The 20956-nt window shown below is 72.6% G+C and carries 12 protein-coding genes; 9 read left to right on the top strand and 3 right to left on the bottom strand.

Going from position 1 to position 20956, the window contains the following annotated elements:
• Positions 1 to 23 precede the first annotated feature (23 nt).
• The 3 genes from IAG42_RS11905 to moeZ all read left to right on the top strand — a co-directional run bounded on the left by IAG42_RS11905 (position 24) and on the right by moeZ (position 2971).
• Entirely contained in the window at positions 24 to 992 is a 969-nt protein-coding gene (locus IAG42_RS11905; protein ID WP_188336996.1) for an NAD-dependent epimerase/dehydratase family protein, read from the top strand.
• Positions 980 to 1729, top strand: a complete 750-nt coding sequence (locus tag IAG42_RS11900) for a spherulation-specific family 4 protein (protein WP_188336995.1) — start codon at positions 980 to 982, stop codon at positions 1727 to 1729. The genes IAG42_RS11905 and IAG42_RS11900 overlap by 13 nt, the downstream gene beginning before the upstream one ends.
• A gap of 63 nt (positions 1730 to 1792) precedes the next feature.
• A complete protein-coding gene (moeZ, locus tag IAG42_RS11895) occupies positions 1793 to 2971 on the top strand; it encodes an adenylyltransferase/sulfurtransferase MoeZ (protein ID WP_188336994.1) in 1179 nt (392 codons plus the stop codon).
• A 303-nt stretch (positions 2972 to 3274) separates the two neighbouring features.
• On the opposite strand, the gene IAG42_RS11890 is transcribed toward moeZ, so the two are convergent.
• Positions 3275 to 4822, bottom strand: a complete 1548-nt coding sequence (locus IAG42_RS11890) for an alpha/beta hydrolase (RefSeq protein WP_188336993.1) — start codon at positions 4820 to 4822, stop codon at positions 3275 to 3277.
• A gap of 84 nt (positions 4823 to 4906) precedes the next feature.
• Positions 4907 to 7624, bottom strand: coding sequence for a lysylphosphatidylglycerol synthase domain-containing protein (locus IAG42_RS11885; protein WP_384616698.1), 2718 nt, complete (start codon positions 7622 to 7624; stop codon positions 4907 to 4909).
• Between the two features lie 198 nt (positions 7625 to 7822).
• Here IAG42_RS11885 and IAG42_RS11880 point away from each other — a divergent pair, with 198 nt between their 5' ends.
• The 5 genes from IAG42_RS11880 (at position 7823) to nudC (ending at position 18107) form a co-directional block, all read left to right on the top strand.
• Positions 7823 to 8188, top strand: a complete 366-nt coding sequence (locus IAG42_RS11880) for an MGMT family protein (protein WP_188336991.1) — start codon at positions 7823 to 7825, stop codon at positions 8186 to 8188.
• 389 nt (positions 8189 to 8577) lie between these two features.
• Entirely contained in the window at positions 8578 to 12027 is a 3450-nt protein-coding gene (locus IAG42_RS11875) for an ATP-dependent helicase (RefSeq protein WP_394811211.1), read from the top strand.
• Positions 12028 to 12090: 63 nt separating this feature from the next.
• The gene (locus tag IAG42_RS11870) at positions 12091 to 15627 is read left to right on the top strand and encodes an ATP-dependent DNA helicase (protein ID WP_188336989.1); all 3537 of its coding nucleotides are present in this window, start codon (positions 12091 to 12093) and stop codon (positions 15625 to 15627) included.
• 10 nt (positions 15628 to 15637) lie between these two features.
• Positions 15638 to 17050, top strand: coding sequence for a dipeptidase (locus tag IAG42_RS11865; RefSeq protein WP_188336988.1), 1413 nt, complete (start codon positions 15638 to 15640; stop codon positions 17048 to 17050).
• 97 nt (positions 17051 to 17147) lie between these two features.
• Positions 17148 to 18107 (top strand): NAD(+) diphosphatase, encoded by a 960-nt coding sequence (gene nudC, locus IAG42_RS11860; RefSeq protein WP_188336987.1) that lies wholly within the window; start codon positions 17148 to 17150, stop codon positions 18105 to 18107.
• A gap of 57 nt (positions 18108 to 18164) precedes the next feature.
• On the opposite strand, the gene IAG42_RS11855 is transcribed toward nudC, so the two are convergent.
• Positions 18165 to 18410 (bottom strand): mycoredoxin, encoded by a 246-nt coding sequence (locus IAG42_RS11855; RefSeq protein WP_188336986.1) that lies wholly within the window; start codon positions 18408 to 18410, stop codon positions 18165 to 18167.
• A gap of 174 nt (positions 18411 to 18584) precedes the next feature.
• Here IAG42_RS11855 and IAG42_RS11850 point away from each other — a divergent pair, with 174 nt between their 5' ends.
• Positions 18585 to 20807: an ATP-dependent DNA helicase UvrD2 gene (locus IAG42_RS11850; protein ID WP_188336985.1), complete on the top strand. Its 2223-nt coding sequence runs from the start codon at positions 18585 to 18587 to the stop codon at positions 20805 to 20807.
• Positions 20808 to 20956: the final 149 nt, after the last annotated feature.

Below are 20956 nucleotides of genomic sequence, written 5' to 3'. Positions count from 1 at the left end.
GCACGGACTCCGGGAGGCGACCGATGAGGGTTCTGCTGATCGGGGCCAACGGGTACCTGGGGCGCTTCGTCGCCGACCGTCTCCTGGCCGACCCCGCCGTGCAGCTCACCGCGCTCGGCCGGGGCGACGACGCCGACGTCCGCTTCGACCTCGCCACCGGCAGCCCCGGCGCGCTCACCCGCTTCCTGGACGCCGTCCACCCCGGGGTCGTCATCAACTGCGCGGGCGCCACCCGCGGCGGAGCCCGCGAACTGACCCGGCACAACACCGTCGCCGTCGCCACCGTCTGCGAAGCCCTGCGCCGCAGCGGCTGCGGAGCCCGCCTCGTACAGATCGGCTGCGGCGCCGAGTACGGGCCCTCGCAGCCAGGCTCGTCCACCGCCGAGGACGCGGTGCCCCGGCCCGGCGGCCCGTACGGCGTCAGCAAGCTCGCCGCGACCGAACTCGTCCTGGGCTCCGGCCTCGACGCCGTCGTCCTGCGCGTCTTCTCCCCGGCCGGCCCGGGCACCCCCGCCGGGTCCCCGCTGGGCCGGCTCGCGGAGGCCATGCGCCGCGCGATGCAGGCCGGCGACGGGGAGCTGAAGCTCGGCGGCCTCGGCGCCCAGCGCGACTTCATCGACGTCCGCGACGTGGCCCGCGCCGTGCACGCCGCCTCGCTGTCCGCCGCACAAGGCGTGATCAACATCGGCTCGGGCCGCGCCGTGCGCCTGCGGGACGCCGCCGCCGTGCTCGCCCGCGTCGCCGGTTTCGGCGGCGCGCTGCACGAGCTCGACGGCCCGCCGTCCGCACTGCGGCCGGCCGTCGGCCACCCGCGCGGCGAGTCCGAGCACGGGATGCACAGCCCGCCCGCCGCGTACCCGTACCCCGACGGCTGCGGCAGCTGGCAGCAGGCCGACGTGCGCACGGCGCGCGACCGGCTCGGCTGGCGTCCCCGCATCAACCTCGAAGAATCCCTCGCCGACATCTGGATGGAGGCGGCATGCCGTATCTGACTCCGACCGCGACCGGCCTGTCGAGCACCGATGTACGTCTCGGCTTCGGTATCCCCGGGTTCGCCCACCCGCTGGTCGCCCCCGCCGAGTGGGCCGAACTGACCCGGCCCTCGACCCCGCTGCACTGGGTCGTCCTCAACGTGGCGCACGGTCCCGGGACCCGCCCCGACCCGCACTGCCTGGAAGCGGTGGGCCGGCTGCGGAACGCGGGCGTACGTGTTCTCGGTCACCTCGATCTGACCTACGGAGCCCGTTCCTTCGGCGAACTGGTCTCCGACGCCCACCGCTACCTCGACTGGTACCGGGTGGACGGCTTCCATCTGGACCGCTGTCCCACGGAGCGGGCAGCGCTGCCCGAGGTCCGGCGGACCGTCACGACCCTGCGCGCCCTGATCGACGACGCGTACATCGTGCTCGGCCACGGCACCCACCCCTATCCCGGATACGCCGAGAACGCCGACCAGCTGGTCACCTTCTCCGGTGCCTGGAGCGACTACCGCTGGTCGCAGGTGGCGGAATGGACGGCGGAGTACCCGCCGGAGCGCTTCTGCCACTTCGTGCACGGTATGCCGCGCGGTCATCTCGACGAGGCGCTGCGCATCGCGCGCTGGCAGGGCGCGGGCACCATCTACTTCACCGACCGCACGGAACGGGGCGGCGCGAGCACGGCCTGGGAGTCGATGCCCGGGTACTGGGACGAAATTGTCTCGCGGATCGGACCGGGTGTCTCGGAATGAAGGAGGGCGTGGCAGTGTTACTGACGGAACAACCGTACGTAGATACCGACCAACGGAGTCCCCGTGTCGCTGCCACCCCTGGTCGAGCCAGCTGCTGAGCTCACCGTAGACGAGGTCCGCAGGTACTCCCGCCACCTGATCATCCCGGATGTCGGGATGGACGGGCAGAAGCGGCTCAAGAACGCCAAGGTGCTCGCCGTGGGCGCCGGCGGCCTCGGATCGCCGGCCCTGATGTACCTGGCCGCGGCCGGCGTGGGCACGCTCGGCATCGTCGAGTTCGACGAGGTCGACGAGTCGAACCTGCAGCGCCAGATCATCCACAGCCAGGCCGACATCGGCCGGTCCAAGGCGGAGTCCGCGAAGGACTCGGTCCTCGGCATCAACCCGTACGTGAACGTGGTCCTGCACGAAGAGCGGCTCGAGGCCGACAACGTGATGGACATCTTCAGCCAGTACGACCTGATCGTCGACGGCACGGACAACTTCGCGACGCGCTACCTCGTCAACGACGCGTGTGTGCTGCTCAACAAGCCCTACGTGTGGGGTTCCATCTACCGCTTCGACGGCCAGGCCTCGGTCTTCTGGTCCGAGCACGGGCCGTGCTACCGCTGCCTGTACCCGGAGCCCCCGCCGCCGGGCATGGTCCCCTCCTGCGCCGAGGGCGGCGTCCTGGGTGTGCTCTGCGCGTCCATCGGATCCATCCAGGTCAACGAGGCCATCAAGCTTCTCGCCGGCATCGGTGAGCCGCTCGTCGGCCGCCTGATGATCTACGACGCCCTGGAGATGCAGTACCGCCAGGTCAAGGTCCGCAAGGACCCCAACTGCGCGGTCTGCGGCGAGAACCCGACCGTCACCGAGCTCATCGACTACGAGGCCTTCTGCGGCGTCGTGTCCGAGGAGGCCCAGGAGGCGGCCGCCGGCGCCACGATCACTCCCAAGCAGCTCAAGGAGTGGATCGACGACGACGAGAACATCGAGATCATCGACGTCCGCGAGCCGAACGAGTACGAGATCGTCTCGATCCCGGGCGCCAAGCTGATCCCCAAGAACGAGTTCCTCATGGGCACTGCCCTGGAGAGCCTCCCGCAGGACAAGAAGATCGTCTTGCATTGCAAGACGGGTGTCCGCAGTGCGGAAGTTCTCGCCGTGCTGAAGTCCGCGGGCTTCGCGGACGCCGTGCACGTGGGTGGCGGCGTGATCGGCTGGGTCAACCAGATCGAGCCGGAGAAGCCGATCTACTGACCGGTCCATCGGCCGTTCCGTCAGTCGTTTCGTCTGCCGGTCCATCGGCTGGTTCACCGATCGGGACACTGATCGACACGGACGGGCCTCGCGCATCGAGCGCGGGGCCCGTTTCGCATGTCCGTATTCGACACCCCCGTCGCCGCACCGCCACCGCCATCGCCCCGGCCATCGTCTCCGCACGCATGTGCCGTCTCCCCTCGCCCCGTCCTGACCTGCGCCGGCCGCTCTCGATCGCGAACCGACGACGTCAGATTAGGAGTCCCGCCCGACCTCCGCTCCGGCCTGTGGATAACTCCATGATCACGAGCAGACCGTTCCCTCTTTCGGGACCGTCCCCTCGAGCAGATACCGGTTCACGGCCTCGGACACGCACTTGTTCCCGCTGTCGTACGCTCCGTGCCCCTGCCCCTTGTACGTCAGCTCGACCCCGACGCCCGAGCCCAGCGCCTGCGCCATCTTGCGGGCCCCCTCGTACGGCGTGGCCGGGTCGCCGGTGTTGCCCACGACGAGGATCGGGGCGGAGCCGGTGGCGCTCACGTCGGGGTGGTCGGCCGCTCCGCCGACCGCCCAGTCGGTGCAGCCGAGCATGCCCCAGGCGAGGTAGTCGCCGAACAGCGGGGACGCGGCGCGGAACTCGGGCAGTTTCTCCTCGACGTCCTGCGGCGTGTACCGGGGTTTGTCGTCGGCGCAGTTGATCGCGACGTTCGCGGCCTGGATGTTGCTGTACTGCCCGTCCTCGTTGCGCCCGTTCATCGAGTCGGACAGCATCATCAGCACCTTGCCGTCACCGTCGTACGCCTGCTGCAGGCCCTCCGTGAGGTACTCCCAGAAGTCCTTCGAGTAGAGGGACTGGGCGATCCCGTTCGTGGCCGCGGTCTGCGTCAGGTCGCGCGGGAAGATCCCGGGGATCGGCTTCTCGTCGAGGTCCCGCAGCAGCTTCGCGATCTTGTCCTTGACGTCCTGGGGCGTGTCGCCGACCGGGCAGTCCTCGACCTGGGACGTGCAGTCCTTCGCGTAGTTGTCGAGAGCGAGCTGGAAGCCCTTGGCCTGGCCGAGCGAGCCCTGCTCCGGGTCCTCGGTGGGGTCGACGACGCCGTCGAACACGGCCCGGCCCACCTTCTTCGGGAACAAGTGCGCGTAGACGCCGCCCAGTTCGGTGCCGTAGGAGATGCCGAAGTAGTGCAGCTTGTCGTCGCCCAGGACCTGGCGCATGAGGTCCATGTCGCGGGCCGCGTCGGTGGTGCGGACATGGGGGAGGACCTTGCCGGAGTGCTTCTCGCAGTTGCCGTTGAACGCCGAGACATTGTCGACGAGCTTCTGGCGCTCCGCCTCGTCGTCGGGTGTGGAGTCCTGCTGGAAGTACTTGTCGAGCTGCTCGGCGTCCTCGCACTCGACGCCGGCACTGCGTCCCACCCCGCGCGGGTCGAAACTGACCAGGTCGTAGCGGGTGCGCAGCTTCGCGTAGTCGGTGCCGAAGGCGGGCAGCGTGGTGACGCCCGAGCCGCCGGGGCCGCCGAAGTTGAAGATCAGCGAGCCGATGCGCTTGTCCTCGGCGCCGCTCGCCTCGGCGCGGATCAGCGCGATGTCGATCGTGTCGCCCTTGGGGTCGTCCCAGTCGAGCGGCGCCTTCATCGTGGCGCACTGCCACTCGGTTCCGCCGGGCAGCGGGGACGGCGGCTCGCCGCCCCCCTCGGACTCCGAAGGGGCGGGGCAGTCCTTCCAGCTCAACGTCTGGGACGGGAGATCCACGTCGTCCTTGGAGTCGCCGCCGCACGCCGCGAGCGACGTGGACAGCAGCGCGGCGGAGACGGCCAGGGCAGCGGCGCGGGGGCGGGACGGAATGGGCATGCGTCCATCCTGCGGCGGCCGGGTGCCGGGCGCTCGGGCTGCGGTCTGTGCGGGTGAGGAACCGCGGCCCGGGACCCGTTCCTCCTACAAGGCGCCCTTGCGGGTGAGGTGGTTGAAGAACAGCCAGCCGGGCAGCACCGGCAGCCAAAGGGTCAGGAGCCGGTACAGGAGCACCGCGGGGGCCGCGACCTCCTTGGGCAGACCGACCGCGATCAGACCGACGGTCAGCGTCGCCTCGACGGCACCCACGCCTCCCGGTGTCGGGGCGGCCGAACCGAGCGCGTTGCCCGCGAGGAACACGACCGCGACGCTCGCCAGGCTCAGGCTCGTCGTCTCGTCCCCGAAGGCGCGGATCGACGCGTCGAGGCACATCACGAAGCAGGCGGTCAGCAGCAGCATTCCGCCGATGCCCGTGAGCAGCTTGCGGGGCCGCTGCAGGACGTCGAGCATGCGCGGCACCACACCGGCGAAGAGCGAGCGCACGCGCGTGACGACGAACTTGCGCAGGAACGGGATCGACGTCACCACAAGGACGAGCACGGCGACCGTCAGCAGACCCGCGATGACCGTCCGGGACGGCGACAGGGAAGGCGTCTTCTCCGTACCGGTCAGATAGCCGAAGGTCAGCAGCAGCATGATGTGGCTGCCCATACCGAACAGCTGGGAGGCGCCCACACTGGCGACCGCGAGTCCGGGGCGGACCCCCGAGCGCTGCAGGAAGCGCGTGTTGAGCGCGACGCCGCCGACCGCGGCCGGGGCCACGATCTTCACGAAGGAGCCGGCCACCTGGGCGGCGACGGTCCGCATGAAGGGGACGCGTTCCGGCACGAAGCCCAGAAGGCTCATCGCGGCCGCCACGTAGCTGAGCGCGGAGAACACCACGGCGAGCCCGACCCAGCCCCACTCCGCCTCGCCGACGATCGACGCGAAGTCGATGTGGGTGAGCTGGGAGAGCAGGAAGTACGCGCCGATCGCGCCGGCGATGAAGCTGATCAGGGTGCGCGGCTTGATGCGCTCCAGGCGGGCCGGTTCGACGGGCGCCTGGGGGCGGATCCGCAGCACCTGGTGGCGGATCTGGGTGAGCAGATCCTCCTCGCGGGCCTCGTCGAGCGCCTCGTCGATCGCCCGCTTCTGGGCCTGCCGCTCGGCCTTCTCGTTCTTCTTCTCGTTCTTTTTCTCGGCCCGTACGGACTGCTGCGCCTCGCCGTTCTCGGCCGCGGCGGCCTGCCGGGCCTCCCTGGCGCGGTCGGCGGCCTCCAGGACGGCCTCGCGCTCGCGCTGGGCCCGTTCCCGCCCGAGGCGGCGCAGCGTCGCCCTGGTGGAGCGGGTGAGCGCGATCGGCTGCAGCAGCGGCAGACAGTCCGCCACCGTGTCGGGGCCGAGGATGCCGACCGCGGACGCGACGGCCCGCTCGGCGCCCACGCGCAGTCCGAGCGTCGTGACCATCTGCGCGACGTCCATGCGCAGCACCAGATCGCTCGCCGCGATCTCGCCGCCGCGCAGGTCGGTGAGGATCACCGTGCCGGAACGATCCACCAGAATCGCGTCGCCCGCGAGCCTGCGGTGCGCGATCCGCCGGGACTGCAGCGCCTGCACCTGGTGCCAGGTCTCGCGCAGCAGCTCGTCCGTGATCTCCTCGTCCGGCATCGCGTCCAGGGATCGGCCGCCGATGTGCTCGTAGACGAGCATCACGGCGTCGGGGCCCAGCTCGGACGTCGCGATCAGCTTCGGGGCGTTCGCCCCGGCCGAGATAGCCGCGTAGGCGAGCAGCGCCTCCTGCTCCAGCGCCTGGCGCAGCGACTGGAGGCTGCGGCGCTGGGTGATGCCGCGCAGCGTCAGCCGGCGCCACACCCGGTAGAAGAAACCCTGGGCCTGCTGCTCCCGGTCCACCACGGTGACGTCCAGCGGCGGACCGTCCTCCAGGGTGACGAAATAGCGCCGTCCGCGATCGCCGTTCTCCGTGGCCCCCTCGTGCGCCTCCTCGCGGGACGCGCTCACGGGGTGGAAGCCGACGTGCCGCAGGCCGGCCAGCAGCGTCTGCCCCGTAGGGCGCACATTGGGCGAGCCGACCGCGTACAGCGTTCCGTAGGCGACGGTCCAGCCGATGAGGATCGTCAGGATGATCGAGAACGGTGTGGTGTAGCCGGTGACGAGCATCGCGAAGGCGTCGAGCAGCAGCACCACCCACAGGACGACACGCCATCGTGGTCGCCGGGACATGCCGACGGCCGTCATATAGGCGATGACGGGCGCCAGATAGCCGTGCACCGGGTCCGTGAGCGCATGGATGTCGCCCGGCGACACCTTGGTGAGCGCGTCCTGGATGGACTCGGGCGCCGCCTTGGCGACCCACAGGTCGGTGGCCAGCGTGACGCCGTGGGCGAGCACGGCGGCCAGCACGCCGTCCGCGATGCGCAGCCCGTCCCGCTTGATGAGCCGCTCGATCGCGAACGCGACCGGCACGAGCAGGATCGCGATGCTCGACGCGAGCCCCGCGAACTTGGTCAGCAGGTCGGGGGCCTGCCCCGTGCCCTTGTTGATGTCCTGGGCGAAGCCCGTCGTCGTGGCGTGGGCGAACGCCGCGATGCCGAGCAGGACGACGATCGCGAGCAGCCCCACCAGGAGCCGCATGAGGTCCGAAGGGCGGTGCACGCGCGCGGGGAGCAGCGGTTCGTCGCCGTCCACCTGGTCGGCTCCGGGATCGTGGAGCGGCTCTTCGTGCTTGTCGTCCGCGGCCTGCCCGGCCGGGTCCTCAGGGCGCGCCGGTGTCACAGAGGAGCCCTCCGCCTTCTCGGGGTGCACGCTCTGCTCCGTCGTCTCTTCTTGATCTCGTATCACCAGTCACCGCCCGCACGATGGTGGCATGCCCCGTCGTCGTCGGGGGGTATCAGGGTGCTTTCGACAACTACGGAGTCGTCGGCAAGCGCCTTCTCGTACGACTCTCCAGGCGGCCTCGTACGTCCCTCCATGTTGTCGGTGCCGTGCGGCAGGATGGGCCGGATGAGCGAGGAGAGCGATGCGGCAGGTGAGCTTCCCGAGTACGCCGAGCGCGTCCTCGAGGTCGCCGAGCTGATCCCGCCCGGGCGGGTGATGACCTACGGGGACGTCGCCGAATGGCTGGAGGAGGGCGGGCCGCGCCAGGTGGGGCGCGTGATGTCCCTCTACGGGGGTGCCGTCCCCTGGTGGCGTGTCGTGCGCTCCGACGGGCATCTGCTCCCGGGCCACGAACTGCGCGCGCTGGGTCACTACAGGGACGAGGGCACACCCCTGCGGGAGGCCTCCAGAGCCGCCGAAGGGCACCTGCCGCGCCTCGACATGAAGCGCGCGCGGTGGGACGGCGAGACCCGTGCGGAAGCTCACAGGTGACAGCTTCGGCCGACCCGCGCGCGGGCGAGCCGGCGGTGGCCCGTACGGGGGAAAAGGGGCGTCCGGGGCACTTCGCGGCGTCGGCGCCCGTTCGTGAGACGCGACACACGGCCGGCGCGGCCGGTCGTGGGAGACGGCACGGGTCCGCCCGTGAGACGCGGCACACCTGCTCCGGAAACGACACGGGAGGCGCGCCGGAAGTCCGGCTTCCGCCACACTCGACGGCGTAGCGTCGACGGCACCGTCGATGGCAGTCACCTCCTTCACCCCCCGGCCGCCGCCCTGCGCGCACGGCCCTTCGACCACCTGCACACCCACCAGGACCAGCGATCCACGTGAGTTCCTCCTCGTCCCCCCGGCACCTGTCGCACCACCAGGTTCGACAGGGGATGCCCGGCGCGTACCGGCTGGTGCGCACGCCGCGGGCCCCGGTGGACCCCCCTCGTCTGGACGCACGCCAGCGTGCGGTGGTTGACCATGCCCACGGCCCGCTTCTCGTCCTCGCCGGGCCGGGCACGGGCAAGACGACGACCCTCGTGGAGGCCGTCTCCGCCCGCATCGAGCAGGGCACCGCGCCGGGACGCATCCTCGTCCTCACGTTCAGCCGGAAGGCCGCCGTGGAGCTGCGCGACCGCATGGCGCTGCGCATCGGCGCCGCCCGCGCACCGCAGGCGACGACGTTCCACTCCTTCTGTTACGCGCTGATCCGCGCCCACCAGGACACGGACCTCTTCGCCGAGCCGCTGCGTCTCCTGTCCGGCCCCGAGCAGGACGTCACCGTACGAGAGCTCCTCGCGGGCCAGATCGACCTGGAGCGGGCCGGGCTCGCCCATGTGCGCTGGCCCGACGAACTGCGCGCCTGCCTCACCACGCGCGGGTTCGCCGACGAGGTCCGCGCGGTCCTGGCCCGCAGCCGCGAGCTCGGCCTCGGACCGGCCGCCCTGGACGCCTTCGCACACCGCATCGGCCGTCCTGACTGGCGCGCGGCCGCCACCTTCCTCGCCGAGTACCTGGACGTCCTCGACATGCAGGGCGTGCTCGACTACGCCGAACTGGTCCACCGCGCCGTGCTCCTCGCCCGCCGCCAGGACGTCGCCGCGCAGCTGGCCGCCCAGTACGACGCCGTGTTCGTCGACGAGTACCAGGACACCGACCCCGCCCAGGTGCGGCTGCTGCACGCGCTCGCGGGGCAGGGACGCACCCTGGTCGCGTTCGGCGACCCGGACCAGTCGATCTACGCGTTCCGCGGCGCCGACGTGAACGGCATCCTCGACTTCCCGCACGCCTTCCCCCGAGCCGACGGCACGCCCGCGCGCGTGGAAGTGCTCACCACGTCACGGCGTTCGGGCGCGCGTCTCCTGGGGGCGACGCGGCGCCTCACCCAGCGGATGCCGCTGACCCGGCTGCCCGCCGACAAGGTCCGCGCCCACCGCGAACTGACGCCGGTCCGCGACGGCGGCACGACCGAGGTCTACACGTACCCGACCTCCGGCACCGAGCTCGACAACATCGCCGACATCCTGCGCCGCGCACACCTGGAGGACGGCGTCGCCTGGAGCGACATGGCCGTTCTGGTGCGCGCGGGCGCCCGCAGCATCCCGGCGATCCGGCGCGCCCTGACTGCGGCCGGCGTCCCCCTCGACATCGACGGCGACGACCTGCCGCTGCGCCACGAACCGGCCGTCATGCCGCTCCTGACGGCCCTCAAGGCGGTCGCGCGGGGGCCGGTGGACGAGGAGGCGGACGGCGGCGGCCCTGTGGACGGCGCGCTGACAGAGGACGCCGGCACGGATGGCGCCCCTGTGGACGGTGACCTGACCGACGGCGCTCGCGCGGACGAGGACCCGACGGGCGGCGCCCCTGTGGACGGTGACCCGACGGATGGTACTCGCGCGGACCGAGACCGGGCGGACGAAGACCAGGCCGGCGGCCTCCCCGCAGACGGTGCCGGTGACGAGCCCCCGCCCTGGCTGGACACCGAGACGGCGCTGACGCTGCTCGCGTCCCCGCTGGCCGGCATGGACGCCGCCGACCTGCGCCGCCTGGGCCGCGCCCTGCGCGAGGACGAGCGGTCCGCGGGCAATGCGGTGCCGCCGCCCTCCGACGAGCTGCTCGCCCGCGCGCTCGCCGAGCCGGAGCGGCTCGCCCTGCACGACCCGGCCTACGCGCGCGGAGCGCAGCGCCTCGGCGAGCTCCTCGCGCGCGCCCGCGCCGGGCTCGCCGCCGGCGGCACCGCCGAAGAGGCCCTCTGGGAGCTGTGGAACGGCACGCCGTGGCCGCAGCGCCTCGAACGGGCCGCCCGGCGCGGCGGCGCGGCGGGCCGCAACGCGGACCGGGACCTCGACGCCGTGTGCGCCCTGTTCGCCGTCGCCTCCCGCGCGGAGGAGCGCACCGGCGGCCGCGGCGCCCGCAACTTCCTGGAGGAGATCGAGGCCCAGGACATCGCCGCCGACACCCTCGCGGGCCGCGCCGTACGTCCCGACGCCGTGCGGCTGATGACGGCGCACCGCTCCAAGGGCCTCGAATGGCGCCTCGTCGTCGTGGCCGGCGTCCAGGAAGGCCTCTGGCCCGACCTGCGCCGCCGGGGCTCCCTCCTGGAGGCCGACCGCATCGGACGCGACGGGCTCGCCGAACCGCTCACCCCCGGCGCCCTCCTCGCCGAGGAGCGACGCCTCTTCTACGTGGCCGCCACGCGCGCGAAGGAGCGCCTCGTCGTCACCGCGGTGAAGGCGCCCGCGGACGACGGCGACCAGCCCTCCCGGTTCCTGACCGAGCTCGGCGTGGAGCCCAAGGACGTCACGGGCCGCCCCCGCCGCCCGCTGTCCGTGGTCGCGCTCGTCGCCGAGCTGCGCGCCACGACCGTCGACCCGCGGGTGTCGGACGGACTGCGCGAGGCCGCCGCCCGCCGGCTCGCCCGCCTCGCCGCCCTCAGCGACGACGACGGCCGCCCCCTCGTGCCCTCGGCCCACCCGTACCGCTGGTGGGGCCTGTACGAGCCGACCGAGAGCAAGGTCCCGCTGCGCGACCGCGACAAGCCCGTCGTGCTGTCCGGGAGCGCCCTGGACCAGCTCGCCAACACGTGCGCCCTGCAGTGGTTCCTGGGCCGCGAGGTCAAGGCCGACGCCCCCGCCACGGCCGCCCAGGGCTTCGGCAACGTCGTGCACGTCCTGGCCGACGAGGTCGCCTCCGGACGCACCCCGGCCGATCTCGCCGTCCTCATGGAGCGCCTCGACTCCGTCTGGGACGCCCTCGCGTTCGACGCGCCCTGGAAGTCGGAGCAGGAGAAGCAGAACGCGCGCGTGGCGCTCGAGCGCTTCCTCCAGTGGCACGTCACCGACCGCGGCGGCCGCACCCCGGTCGCCAGCGAGCACGACTTCGACGTGACGCTCGAAGCGGGCTCCTACGAAGTACGCATCCGCGGCTCCATGGACCGCGTGGAAGAGGACGCCGACGGGCGCGCCTACGTGGTCGACTTCAAGACGGGGAAGGCCGCGCCCAGCGCCGCCGAGGTCGCCCGCCACCCCCAGCTCGCCGTGTACCAGCTGGCCGTCCGCGAGGGCGCCGTCGACGAGGCCTTCGACGGGGTACGCCCCCGGCCGGGAGGGGCCGAACTGGTGCAGCTGCGCCAGGGCGCGGCGAAGAAGGACGGCGGCGAGACGCGCCCCAAGGTGCAGGCGCAAGAGCCGCTGGAAGGGGAGTGGGTCGGCGACCTCCTCGCCACCGCCGCCGGCAAGGTCCTCGACGAGCGCTTCGCCCCCACCACCGGACAGCACTGCACGCACTGCTCGTTCCGCGCCTCGTGCAGCGCGCGCCCCGAAGGCCGCCACGTCGTCGAGTGACGTGCGCCTCGGCCGTGCCCCGACGGCCCGGGGCTGTCAGTGGGGCCCGTTAGCCTCGATGAGGTGACCACACGCCTCACCGATCCCGAGCAGCTCAAGGAGCTGCTCGGCATCCCTTTCACCCCGGAGCAGACGGCCTGCATCACGGCGCCGCCGGCCCCGCAGGTGATCGTGGCCGGAGCCGGTTCCGGCAAGACGACGGTGATGGCCGCGCGCGTGGTCTGGCTGGTCGGCACCGGGCAGGTCGCGCCCGAGCAGGTCCTCGGCCTCACGTTCACGAACAAGGCGGCGGGCGAGCTCGCCGAGCGCGTCCGCAAGGCACTGATCAAGGCGGGCGTCACCGACCCGGACGTCATCGACCCGGACAACCCTCCGGGCGAGCCCGTGATCTCCACCTACCACGCGTTCGCCGGCCGCCTCCTGACCGACCACGGCCTGCGCATCGGGCTGGAGCCGACCACACGGCTGCTCGCCGACGCGACCCGCTTCCAGCTCGCCGCGCGCGTGCTGCGCGAGGCGCCGGGCCCGTACCCCGCCCTCACCCGCTCCTTCGCCGACCTCGTCAGCGATCTGCTCGCCCTGGACGGAGAGCTGGCCGAGCACCTCGTCACCCCCGAGCGGCTGCGCGCCCACGACCGGGAGCTCCTGCGCTCCCTGGAAGACGTCAAGCTGACCAACGGGGACCTGCGCAAGGTCCCCGAGGCCGCCGCCGCCCGCCTGGAGCTGGCCGAGCTCGTCGGCCACTACAGGGCGGCCAAGCGCGCCCGTGACGTCCTCGACTTCGGCGACCAGATCGCCCTGTCCGCGACCCTCGCCGGCACCCGCCCCGAGGTCGGCGAGATCCTCCGCGACGAGTTCCGCGTCGTGCTCCTGGACGAGTACCAGGACACCTCGGTCGCCCAGCGGCTGCTGCTCGCCGGACTGTTCGGCGGCGGCACCGGCCACGCCGTCACCGCCGTCGGCGACCCCTGCCAGGCCATCTACGGCTGGCGCGGCGCCTCTGTCGCCAACCTCGACGACTTCCCGCAGCACTTCGCGTACGCCGACGGCAGCCCGGCCACCCGCTTCGCCCTGAGCGAGAACCGCCGCAGCGGCGGCCGCCTCCTCGACCTGGCGAACGGTCTGGCCGAGCCGCTGCGCGCCATGCACGCGGGCGTGGAGGCCCTGCGCCCGGCACCCGACGCCGAGGGCGCGGGCGCCGTGCACTGCGCCCTGCTGCGCACGCACCAGGAGGAGATCGACTGGATCGCCGACTCCGTCGACCGGCTCGTGCGCGCCGACAAGGAGCCGGGCGACATCGCTGTCCTGTGCCGTACCGCGTCCGACTTCGCCGAGATCCAGGGCGCGCTCGTCGCCCGCGACATCCCCGTCGAGGTCGTCGGCCTCTCCGGCCTCCTCCACCTGCCCGAGGTCGCTGACCTCGTCGCCGTCTGCGAGGTCCTCCAGGACCCGGGGGCGAACGCGTCGCTGGTCCGCCTGCTGACCGGCCCCCGCTGGCGGATCGGCCCCCGCGACCTCGCCCTCCTGGGCCGCCGGGCCCGCCTCCTGGTCTCCCACTCGCGCGCAGGCGCCGAGGACGACCCGGACCGCCGCCTCGCCGAGGCCGTCGAGGGGGTCGACCCCTCCGAGGTGATATCGCTGGCGGACGCGCTCGACACGTTCCTGGAGACCTCCGCGGAGGCCGACGGGGACGACGACGGGCTGCCGTTCTCCGCCGACGCGCGCGTGCGCTTCGCCCGCCTCGCCGCCGAACTGCGCGACCTGCGCCGCTCACTGTCCGACCCGCTCATGGACGTCCTGCACCGCGTCCTGGCCGTCACCGGACTGGAGGTCGAACTCTCCGCGTCCCCGCACGCCCTGGCGGCCCGCCGCCGCGAGACGCTGTCGAACTTCCTGGACGTCGCCGCCTCCTTCGCCGCCGACGACGGCTCCGCGACCCTGCTCGCCTTCCTCGGCTTCCTGCGCACCGCCGCCCAGTACGAGAAGGGCCTCGACAACGCGCTGCCGGGCGGCGAGAACACGGTGAAGGTCCTCACCGCCCACAAGTCGAAGGGCCTCGAATGGGACGTGGTCGTCGTCCCCGGCCTCGTCAACGGCACCTTCCCCAGCGGCCAGGGCCGCGAGAAGTGGACCGCCCAGGGCCGCGTCCTGCCCCATGCGCTGCGCGGCGACGCCGCCACGCTGCCCGACATCGAGACGTGGGACGCCAAGGGCATGAAGGCCTTCCACGCCGACATGAAGGACCACCAGCACATCGAGGAACTGCGCCTCGGATACGTCACGTTCACCCGCCCCCGCTCGCTGCTCCTCGGCTCCGGGCACTGGTGGGGCCCCTCCCAGAAGCGCAAGCGCGGCCCCTCCGACTTCCTCCACGCCCTGTACGACCACTGCGCCGCCGGGTACGGCGAGATCGAGGCCTGGGCGGACGAGCCGGCCGACGACGAGGAGAACCCGGCCCTCCAGGAGGCGGCGAGCGAGCACGCCTGGCCGCTGCCGCTGGACGACGCGTCCCTGGCCCGCCGCCGGGCCGCGGCCGACACGGTCCTCGCCCACCTGGAGCGCGCCACGGCCTCACAGGGCGCGCACTCCGCCGGCGAGGAGGAGCCGCCCTTCGAGGACCCGGACTGGCCGCCCCCGCCCGCCGACGACGAGCTCGACGACGCCCTGCCGCCCTACGAGGACGAGGCGTTCCCGTTCGATGACGACGCCGACGACACCGACGACGCGATCGACTGGGACAGCCTGACCGCCGAACGGCCCGCGCTCCCGCACCCCACGCCCCACCCGGACCCGGCCACGCCCACGCGCGTGCCCGCCCGGCACGCCCCCGTGGTGCCGCACCCCGCCGCCGCCCCGGAGCTCGAGCTCACCCCGGAGGAGGCCCGCACGATCGCCTCCTGGGACCGCGACCTCGACGCCCTCGCCGGCGAGCTGCTGCGCGCCCGCGCCGGCGTGCGCGAGGTACCCGTGCCGCACTCCCTCACCGCATCCCAGCTGATGCGCATGGCGGCCGACCCGGACGCCTTCGCCCAGGAGCTGGCCCGCCCGATGCCGCACCCGCCCCAGCCGGCCGCGCGCCGGGGCACCCGCTTCCACGCCTGGATCGAGTCCCGCTTCGAAGCACTGCGGCTGCCCATGATCGAGCCGGAGGAGCTGCCCGGCAGCGACGCCGAGATCGCCGACGAGCGCGACCTGGAGACGCTCAAGGACGCCTTCGAGCGCACCCCGTACGCGCACCGCACGCCCTACCGGGTCGAGCTGCCCTTCCAGCTGGCCGTCGCGGGCCGCGTCGTCCGGGGCCGCATCGACGCCGTCTACAAGACGGGCGACGGCGAGACGGCCACGTACGAGATCGTCGACTGGAAGACCGGCCACCGGCAGAACGGGGACCCGCTGCAGCTCGCCGTCTACCGGCTCGCGTGGGCCGAGCAGCAGGGCGTGCCCCTGGAGGCGGTCGACGCCGCCTTCCTGTACGTGCGCAGCGGGGAGACCGTACGGCCGCGGCGGCTGCCCGGCCGGGCCGAGCTGGAGCGGCTCCTCACCCAGGAACCGCAGGCCGTCGAGGAGCCGCCCGACGAGCGCACTCGGGTGGGGGATTAGGCTCGTGGCCATGAGCAAGCCCGTTGACAGCGCCGTCAGCACAGTCCGTGCGTACATCCAGGACCACCGCGAGGCCTTCCTCGACGACCTCGCCGCCTGGCTGCGGATCCCCTCCGTGTCCGCCCAGCCCGACCACGCACCGGACGTCCGGCGCAGCGCCGACTGGCTCGCCGGGCAGCTCGCGCGGACGGGCTTCCCGACCACCGAGGTCTGGGAGACGGCCGGCGCCCCGGCCGTCTTCGCCGAGTGGCCCTCGGGCGATCCGCAGGCCCCCACGATCCTCGTCTACGGCCACCACGACGTGCAGCCCGCCGCCCGCGAGGACGGCTGGGACACCGAGCCCTTCGAGCCGGTGGTCATCGGCAACAGGCTCCACGCGCGCGGAGCGGCCGACGACAAGGGGCAGGTGTTCTTCCACACACTGGGACTGCGCGCCCACCTGCACGCCACCGGCCGCACGGCCCCCGCGGTCAACCTGAAGCTGCTGATCGAGGGCGAGGAGGAGTCGGGCTCCCCGCACTTCCGCGCGCTCGTGGAGGCGCAGCGCGAGCGCCTGGCCGCCGACGCCGTGATCGTCTCCGACACCGGCATGTGGTCCGAGGACACCCCGACCGTGTGCACCGGCATGCGCGGCCTCGCCGACTGCGAGATCGAGCTGTACGGACCCGACCAGGACATCCACTCCGGATCCTTCGGCGGAGCCGTGCCGAACCCGGCGGCGGCCGCAGCCCGCCTCGTCGCCGCCCTGCACGACGAGGACGCGCGCGTGGCGGTCCCCGGCTTCTACGACGGGATCGTCGAGCTCACCGACCGCGAGCGGGAGCTCTTCGCGGAGCTGCCCTTCGACGAGGAGCGGTGGCTGCGCACGGCCAAGTCCCGCGCCACGCACGGCGAGGCCGGACACACCACCCTGGAGCGCATCTGGGCCCGCCCGACCGCGGAGGTCAACGGGATCGGCGGCGGCTACCAGGGCCCCGGCGGCAAGACGATCGTGCCGGCCTCGGCCATGCTGAAGCTCTCGTTCCGGCTGGTCGCCGGGCAGGACCCGGACCTGGTGGAGAAGGCCGTCGCGGCCTGGGTCGCCGAGCAGGTGCCCGCCGGGATCCGCCACGAGATCACCTTCGGCGCGGCCACCCGGCCGTGCCTCACCCCGCTCGACCACCCGGCCCTCCAGTCCGTCGTCCGGGCCATGGGCCAGGCCTTCGAACAGAAGATCCGCTTCACGCGCGAGGGCGGTTCGGGACCCGCCGCCGACCTGCAGGACGTCCTCGACGCCCCGGTGCTCTTCCTGGGCATCTCCGTCCCCTCCGACGGCTGGCACGCGCCCAACGAGAAGGTCGAACTCGACCTCCTGATGAAGGGCGTCGAAACAACCGCCTACCTGTGGGGCGATCTCGCGGAGAACTGGGCAGATGCATCCTGAACCGCGTCCCGAACGGGACACCCCGCGCCCGCCCCGTCGTACGTCCTGCTGAACCGCCCGCGAACCACCCATTCCACCGGGGGAGTTGGAAGCACCCGTGACCACCTGGACCGACCGCACCGCCGATCTCGCCGCAGGCCGGCCGCTCTCGCTCGCCGCACCGAGCGGCATCGACCGCGCGGCGCACCACCGCCTCGACGAGGCATGGCTCGCCGCCGCGTGGAGCCACCCCAGCACCCGGGTCTTCGTGGTCTCCGGTGGTCAGGCGCTCATCGACGAGACGCCGGACGGCGCGACCGAACTGGTCATGACGCCGTCCTTCGAAGCCCCTCTCACCGAGGCCCACCGCTACTTCCTGGGCACCGACGAGGACGGCGTGAGCTACTTCGCGCTGCAGAAGGACACCCTTCCGGGGCGCATGGACCAGTCCGCGCGCCCCGCCGGACTGCGCGAGGCCGGCATGCTCCTCTCGCCGCGGGACGCCGGCCTCATGGTGCACGCCGTCGCCCTGGAGAACTGGCAGCGACTGCACCGCTTCTGCTCCCGCTGCGGCGAACGCACCGTCATCGCCGCCGCGGGCCACATCCGCCGCTGCCCGGCCTGCGGGGCCGAGCACTACCCGCGCACCGACCCGGCCGTGATCATGGCGGTCACGGACGAGCAGGACCGCGTGCTGCTCGGCCGCCAGGTGCACTGGCCCGAGGGCCGCTTCTCCACGCTCGCGGGCTTCGTCGAGCCCGGCGAGTCCATCGAGCAGGCGGTGCGCCGCGAGGTCTTCGAGGAGGCCGGTGTCCTGGTCGGCGAGGTCGAGTACGTCGCCAGCCAGCCCTGGCCGTTCCCGTCCAGCCTGATGCTCGGCTTCATGGCGCACGCCACGTCGACGGAGATCGACGTGGACGGTGATGAGATTCACGAGGCGCGCTGGTTCTCCCGCGACGACCTGCGGGCCGCGTTCGAGTCCGGGGAGGTCATGCCTCCCTACGGGATCTCGATCGCGGCCCGCCTCATCGAGCTCTGGTACGGCAAGCCCCTGCCGAAGCCCAGCGACGCACTCTGAGTGCTCAGGGTCCGAGGCGTGATCCACGCCTCGGACCCGGTGTCGGACGCCTCGGTCTCAGGCGCCGACCTTCTGCTTGACCTGCGCCAGCGAAGGGTTGGTCAGCGTCGAACCGTCGGCGAAGAGGACGGTGGGCACCGTCTGGTTCCCCCCGTTCGCCTTCTCGACGAAGGCCGCGGACTCCGGGTCCTGCTCGATGTTGATCTCGGTGTACCCGATGCCCTCGCGGTCCAGCTGCTTCTTCAGTCGCTGGCAGTAGCCGCACCAGGTGGTGCTGTACATCGTCACAGTGCCCGGCTGCATGTGTCCTGTGCTCCTTCGTGGCGGGGAGTGCGTGTTCGCTATGGGTCGAACGTACGCGAGGCGGCGACCATTCCCGCCCGCCGGCCGCACCGCCAGGCGCATTAGTACGACAAGCGGTGCCTGCCTGTGGACAACGCGACGCACCCGCCCCCGCCGACCTGGCAGCATGGCGGGGTGACAGCAGCAACGCACTCCACCCTGTTCCCGCAGGTCCCGGAATCGGCCGACGCGGTGCTCGAGGGCCTCGACCCCGAGCAGCGCGCCGTGGCGACCGCCCTGCACGGTCCGGTGTGCGTGCTCGCGGGCGCCGGCACGGGCAAGACGCGCGCGATCACCCATCGCATCGCCTACGGCGTCCGCGCCGGGATCCTCCAGCCCAACACCGTGCTCGCCGTCACGTTCACCAACCGCGCCGCGGGCGAGATGCGCGGCCGGCTGCGCCAGCTCGGCGCCGGGGGAGTGCAGGCCCGCACCTTCCACTCCGCCGCCCTGCGCCAGCTCCAGTTCTTCTGGCCCAAGGCCGTCGGCGGCGACCTGCCCCGGATCGTCGACCGCAAGATCCAGCTCGTCGCCGACGCCGCCACGGCCGGCCGGATCCGCCTGGACCGCGGCGAGCTGCGCGACGTCGCCGCCGAGATCGAGTGGGCCAAGGTCACCCAGACCGTCCCCGGCGACTACGCGGCCGCGGCCCACAAGGCCGGCCGCGAGAGCCCCCGCCACCCGGCCGAGATCGCCCAGATCTACGGCGACTACGAAACCCTGAAGCGGGACCGCTCGGTCATCGACTTCGAGGACGTGCTGCTGCTCACCGTCGGCATCCTCCAGGACCGCCACGACATCGCCGACCAGGTCCGCGCCCAGTACCAGCACTTCGTCGTCGACGAGTACCAGGACGTCAGCCCCCTCCAGCAGCGTCTGCTCGACCTGTGGCTCGGCGACCGGGACAACGTGTGCGTGGTCGGTGACGCCAGCCAGACGATCTACTCCTTCACCGGCGCCACCCCCGACCACCTGCTCAACTTCCGCACCCGCCACCCCGGCGCCACCGTCGTCAAGCTGGTGCGCGACTACCGCTCCTCGCCCCAGGTCGTCCACCTGGCCAACGGGGTCCTGGAGAGGGCCTCCGGCCGCGCCGCCGAGCACCGCCTCCAGCTGATCTCGCAGCGCGACGCCGGGCCCGAGCCGGTCTACACCGAGTACGTCGACGAGCCCGCCGAGGCCGAGGGCGCGGCCCACCGCATCCGCGAGCTCATCGCCTCCGGGGTGTCCGCCGGCGAGATCGCAATCTTGTTCAGGACCAACGGCCAGTCGGAGATCTACGAGCAGGCCCTGGCCGACGCCGGGGTGCCCTACCAGCTGCGCGGCGCCGAGCGGTTCTTCGAGCGCGCCGAGGTGCGCAAGGCGGGCCACGCCCTGCGCGCGGCAGCCCGCTTCGGGGGCAACGACTCGGGGCTCGACGCGGCCGTCGACCTGCCCTCGCAGGTCAGAGCCGTGCTCTCCGGCGAGGGCTGGACCAGCGAGCCGCCCGCCGGCTCCGGGGCCGTCCGCGACCGCTGGGAGTCCCTCGCCGCGCTGGCCCGCCTCGCCGAGGACTTCGCGCAGGCCCACGAGGGAGCCGGCCTCGCCGACTTCGTGGCCGAGCTCGACGAGCGGGCGAACGCCCAGCACGCCCCGACCGTGGAAGGCGTCACCCTCGCCTCGCTGCACGCCGCGAAGGGCCTCGAGTGGGACGCCGTGTTCCTGGTCGGGGTCGCCGAGGGCATGATGCCGATCACCTACGCCAAGACCGACGAGCAGATCGAGGAGGAGCGGCGCCTGCTCTACGTCGGCGTCACCCGCGCCCGCCACCACCTGAGCCTGTCGTGGGCCCTCTCGCGCTCGCCCGGCGGCCGGCCCACCCGCAGGGCCAGCCGCTTCCTCGACGGCCTGCGTCCCGGCTCCAGCGGCTCCGGGCGCCGCGGCGCGGGCGGCGGCCCGGGCGGCGTCGAGCTCGGGACGAGAACGCGGGCGGGAGCCCGGGAGCCGCTCGCCGGCGCCCGCCGCAGAGCCGACCGGAAGGTGGCCCGCTGCCGGATGTGCGGCCGCACCCTGGACGCGGCCGAGATGAAGCTGATGCGCTGCGAGGACTGCCCGTCGGACATGGACGAGGGGCTCCACGACCGGCTCGTGCAGTGGCGGGCCCGCACCGCGGAGGGCCTCGGACAGCCCGCGTTCTGCGTCTTCACCGACAAGACCCTCATCGCGATCGCCGAGGCCGCGCCCGAGGACGAGGGCGAGCTGGCCAGGATCCCCGGGGTCGGCCTGCGGAAGTTCCGGGCCTACGGATCCGACGTCCTCGCCATCTGCGCAGGTCGGATCGTGGAGGACGAGCTTGGAGGAGTCGACGAGGAGGACTGATTCAAACTCGTCGAAAAAATAGTTTGCGCATGCCCCAGCAATCCCCATAGGTTCTAAAGCACGAAAGCAGCGGCCTTCTCGAAGGCCCTGGTTCCGTGCTGTACTTGAAAGCCGTCGGACCGGTTCGCACCGGTCCCCGAGACGCCGAG

The sequence above is a fragment of the Streptomyces xanthii genome (assembly GCF_014621695.1).
Classification (GTDB): domain Bacteria; phylum Actinomycetota; class Actinomycetes; order Streptomycetales; family Streptomycetaceae; genus Streptomyces; species Streptomyces xanthii.
The sequence above is the reverse complement of the archived record's forward strand: the minus strand, read 5'-3'. Positions and strand labels throughout refer to the sequence as shown.